The sequence below is a fragment of the Dietzia sp. DQ11-71 genome (genome assembly GCF_014144995.1).
Classification (GTDB): Bacteria; Actinomycetota; Actinomycetes; order Mycobacteriales; family Mycobacteriaceae; genus Dietzia; species Dietzia kunjamensis.
Genome location: NZ_JAALDT010000299.1, coordinates 1 through 4,122 on the forward strand (window position 1 = coordinate 1; position 4,122 = coordinate 4,122).

2 protein-coding genes and 2 pseudogenes are annotated in these 4,122 nt (G+C 68.2%); 3 read left to right on the forward strand and 1 reads right to left on the reverse strand.

Annotated elements, in window-relative coordinates; genetic code table 11:
- The 3 genes and pseudogenes from G6023_RS11005 to G6023_RS11015 form a co-directional block, all read left to right on the forward strand.
- Positions 1-389: pseudogene (locus G6023_RS11005) on the forward strand (biotin-dependent carboxyltransferase family protein); the annotation flags it as partial.
- Between the two features lie 107 nt (positions 390-496).
- Positions 497-1,783, forward strand: a complete 1,287-nt coding sequence (locus tag G6023_RS11010; protein ID WP_182635506.1) for an adenylosuccinate synthase — start codon at positions 497-499, stop codon at positions 1,781-1,783.
- A 178-nt stretch (positions 1,784-1,961) separates the two neighbouring features.
- Complete coding sequence (locus G6023_RS11015; protein WP_067719380.1) at positions 1,962-2,564, forward strand: hypothetical protein; 603 nt, start codon at positions 1,962-1,964, stop codon at positions 2,562-2,564.
- A gap of 257 nt (positions 2,565-2,821) precedes the next feature.
- Here G6023_RS11015 and G6023_RS11020 read toward each other — a convergent pair.
- Positions 2,822-4,122: pseudogene (locus tag G6023_RS11020) on the reverse strand (ISL3-like element ISPfr2 family transposase); the annotation flags it as partial.

The following is a 4,122-nucleotide window of genomic DNA, read 5'->3' on the forward strand; positions in this document are numbered from 1 at the left end:
CCGGCAGCGGCGCGGTCACCGGCGCCAGGAAATCAGTGGAGCTGGACGTCATCCCCGGGCCGCGCGACGACCTGTTCCCGCCCGCCGCGTGGGACGTGCTCGCCGTGACCGGGCACGTCAGCGGACACGCCGACAGGGTGGGCGTCCGCCTCGACCCCGCCCGGCCCGTCCCGCGCCTCGACACGCGCGAGATCCCCAGCGAGGGCATGGTGCGCGGTGCGGTGCAGATCCCCGCCGACGGTTCACCCGTCGTGTTCGGGCCCGACCACCCCGTCACCGGCGGCTACCCGGTGATCGGGGTGCTCACCGCCCGCTCGGCGGACAGGATTTCGCAACTCCTGCCCGGAACGCCCGTGCGACTGCGCAGGCTGCGGGGGGTCGGCGACTAGGGTGAGAGCGCTGATGCGACTATTCTGGAGCGCTGGTGTGCGCGGAATCACGACAATGTGCCCGTCCCTCACCGTGTAGACGACTCAATCCGAGGTGAAAGCGAACCATGCCAGCGATCGTTCTGATCGGCGCCCAGTGGGGCGACGAGGGCAAGGGTAAGGCCACCGACATCCTGGGCGGCCGCGTCGAGTACGTGGTCAAGCCCAACGGCGGGAACAACGCGGGCCACACCGTGGTGGTGGGGGGCGAGAAGTACGAGCTCAAGCTCCTTCCCGCCGGCATCCTGTCGCCCACGGCCACTCCGGTGATCGGCAACGGCGTGGTGGTCAACCTCGAGGCGCTGTTCGAGGAGATCGACGGTCTCGAGGCCCGCGGCGCCGACACCTCCCGGCTGCGCATCTCGGCCGACGCCCACCTCGTGGCCCCGTACCACCAGGCGCTGGACAAGGTCACCGAGCGGTTCCTGGGCAAGAAGGCCATCGGCACCACCGGCCGCGGCATCGGCCCCACCTACGCGGACAAGGTCTCGCGGGTGGGCATCCGCGTGCAGGACATCTTCGACGAGTCGATCCTGCGCCAGAAGATCGAGGGCTCACTGCACCTCAAGAACCAGATCCTGGTGAAGATCTACAACCGTCGAGCGGTCGAGGTCGACGAGATGGTCGAGTACTTCCTCGGCTACGCCGACCGGCTGCGGCCCATGGTCTGCGACGCCACCCTGATGCTCAACCAGGCGCTGGACCGCGGCGAGTCCGTCCTCATGGAGGGCGGGCAGGCCACCATGCTCGACGTGGACCACGGCACCTACCCGTTCGTCACCTCGTCCAACCCCACCGCCGGCGGTGCCTGCGTGGGCGCGGGCGTCGGCCCCACCCGGATCACGCACTCGCTGGGCATCGTCAAGGCTTACACCACCCGCGTGGGCGCCGGGCCGTTCCCCACCGAACTGTTCGACAAGTGGGGCGAGTACCTGCAGGTCACCGGCGGTGAGGTGGGCGTCAACACCGGCCGCACCCGCCGCTGTGGCTGGTACGACGCCGTGATCGCCCGCTATGCCGCGCGCGTCAACGGGTTCACCGACTACTTCCTCACCAAGCTCGACGTGCTCACCGGCATCGGGGAGATCCCCATCTGCGTGGCCTACGACGTGGACGGCGTCCGGCACGACGAGATGCCCATGACGCAGACCGACTTCCACCACGCCACGCCGATCTACGAGACCATGCCCGGCTGGGACGAGGACATCACCGGGGCGCGCGAGTTCAGCGACCTGCCCGTCGAGGCCCGTGACTACGTGCTGCGGCTCGAGGAGCTCGCCGGCTGCCACATGTCGTACATCGGCGTGGGCCCCGGCCGCGACCAGAACGTGGTGCGGCGCGACATCCTGGGGTGATCTGGGGGCCGCTCGTGTGACGAGTGGGGCCGATGGTGCGTGCGGGTCAGGTGGGGCCGAATCGGGTGTGAACGTACGGCACATGTCGTATGAACGGCCGATAGTGCGGTGAGGGCGCATCGGGTGGACTCCATGGAAGCGGCCGACCGGTCGCGTCCCCTTCCGATCGGAGCACCACATGCGTTCCCTCACCCGCCTCGGCGTCGCCACCGCAGCCACCGCCATCGCCTCAGTCACCGCCCTCGCCGGCGCCGGGGTGGCCGGCGCCCAGGACGTCGATCCCGTGTTCAACAGCCCCAGCAGTGTGAGCGTGAGCGGCAAGGGTGAGGCCACGGAGGTGACCTACACCAACAAGTCGGGTCAGGACTTGATGTGCTACTCGTTCGTGGGTACGGGGCGTCTGGTCTCCGACCTCTACGGCTATGTGAAGACGGTGGACATCAACAGCACTCTCCCGGAGAGCTGGACGGCACGTTTCGTGGAGGCTGCGGGCAAGGGGCAGATCGGATTCTTCGGCGGAATGGTCGAGAACGGTGAGACCGCTGAGCTGATGGAAGGAGCAATCGGCGGGGTTGTCGAGGGCACACTCACCGATGATTCATTCTCCCCGGCTGCTCTCACGGTGTGTAACTCCCAGGGGCTGGATGACGACCCGTACGTCGAGGTCGAGATCTCCGCAGGTGCCGGTGTTCCGGCCGGCCTCGGGTCGCTGGATTCCGCTCTTGCCGGCATCGGCAGCTCGGGCTCGGTGGCGGAGACCACGGGTTCGCTCGGCAGCTGAGTCGACCGAATAGTCCTCACCCCCGGCAGCTGAGCGGTGTCGGGGGTGAGGTCTGTTCTCCGAATCTGCTTATGGAGCAGATCGGCGGGCGCCGTGGATCTGGGGCAATTCAAGGGCGCCCAGCCTGACCCGGGGCGGCCATGGTTTGGGTGGTGTTAACAGGGCCGTTGTGGCGGCAGCGCTTTCTTGGCGCAGAGGGTCAGGTCCATGGTCGTGACCGTCTCGATCGAGAATCAGATAGTGAGCTGGTTCGCGGCTCATCCCAATCGGGGGTGTAGGAGTTGGGGTCTGAAGCCGCCGGTCTCGAGCAGGCTTCGGGCGATGTAGTTGGTCAGGTTGCGGAACCCGAGTGCGGAGCCGCGCAGGTGTTCGAGCCGTCCGTTGAGCGCCTCGGTCGGCCCGTTGCTGGTGCCGGGTCGTTCGAAGTAGGCGAGCACGTCAGCGGCTCGCTTCTTCAGGGTCCGGCTCAGGGTGGTGAGCTCGGTGAGCACCTTGGGGACGCCGGCGCTGAGGTCGGTGATCAGCTTCTCCATGAGCTCGCGGCCACGTTGCCGGTCCTCGTGGCGATAGGCGGCGATCATGCGCTGGTAGACACCCCAGGTCGCTCGACGTGAGCGTCATCAACGAACAGCGCGCGTAGCCTGTCGCTCTGCTTGTCGGTGAGCAGGTCCGCGCCGGTGTGCAGCGTGCGCCGCGACTTGTAGAGCGGGTCGTCCCTGAACCCACGGTGCCCGTGGATCGCGAGTTGGACCCGGCGCCGGCTCCTATCGAGGGCGTCACCGGCCAGGCGCACGACGTGGAAGGGATCCATCACCGTGACCGCGTCCGGAATCTCCTCCGCAGCGGCGGTCTTGAACCCGGTGAAACCGTCCATCGCGACCACCTCGACCGCGTCACGGAAGGCGTCGTCGCGGTCGGCGAGCCAGGTCTTGAACGCCGCCTTCGACCGGCCCTCGACCATGTCCAGCAGCCTTGCTGGGCCGGCGCCATCGCGGACCGGGGTGAGGTCGATGATCACGGTGACGTACTTGTCGCCACGCCTGGTGTGGCGCCAGACGTGCTCATCGACGCCAATGACCTTCACGCCCTCGAACCGCGTGGGGTCGTTGATCAGCAGCCGCTTGCCTTCGGCCAGGACCGCGTTGTTGGCGGTGTCCCACGCGACCCCGAGTCCCTCGGCGACACGGGCGACGGTGAGGTGTGCGACCACGATCCCTTCCAGCGCCCACCGCAGCCCGGTGCGCGAGAGCTTCGCGCGTGGCTCCGCCGCGGCGCTGGTGTCTTGGCGCCACACGTGTCCGCAGTCGGCACAGCGGTAGCGGCGCACTACAACTTCCAGCACGGTCGGTCGCCAGCCCAGCGGCTCGTGGGCCAACCGCCGGATCACGGTGTCACGAGCAGCGCCTTCGCTGCCGCACCGTCGGCACCACTGATCTGGTTCCACCACGCGGCACGCGAGGACCGCACGATCCGGTTCAAGTCGTTGTCCGGTCACGCTCAGACCGAGGCCGTCGAGTCGAGCGAAGGCGGTGAGGTCAGGGCGGCCGAAGCCGGCCGG